The organism is Streptomyces iakyrus (assembly GCF_000717055.1).
GTDB lineage: Bacteria > Actinomycetota > Actinomycetes > Streptomycetales > Streptomycetaceae > Streptomyces > Streptomyces iakyrus.
The window spans coordinates 1-321 of the sequence record NZ_JNXI01000140.1 but is presented as its reverse complement, the minus strand read 5'-3'; the positions used below and the strand labels follow the sequence as shown (position 1 = coordinate 321).

Sequence of the window (321 nt, the reverse complement as noted above, 5' to 3'; positions counted from 1 at the left end):
GGCAGGAGGCATGCGTGCCCGGGAGGTGCGCTTCAACCGCTTTCTCGGCAATGCCAAGGTGACGACGACGCGGATAATCGAAAGCTGGAGCGATGGTACGGTAATGGCGGCCGAAGGCCGCCATGTGCTGGCGATCCAGGATACCAGCGAGATCAATTTTGCCACCAAGGCACAAAACCGGCGTGGCTTGGGCGAGATCGGTCATGGCAACACCCGCGGGGTGTTGCTGCACCCGATGCTGGCCGCAGACGCGGAAAGCGGCTGCTGCCTTGGCCTGTTGCACGGCGAGATCTGGACCCGCCAGGGCCGCCGCACCGTCTC

Annotated in this window: 1 pseudogene; it reads left to right on the top strand. The window is 64.5% G+C overall.

The window, feature by feature from the left end:
- Window positions 1-10 precede the first annotated feature (10 nt).
- Window positions 11-321, top strand: a pseudogene (locus OO68_RS41850) (IS4-like element ISSysp3 family transposase); the annotation flags it as partial.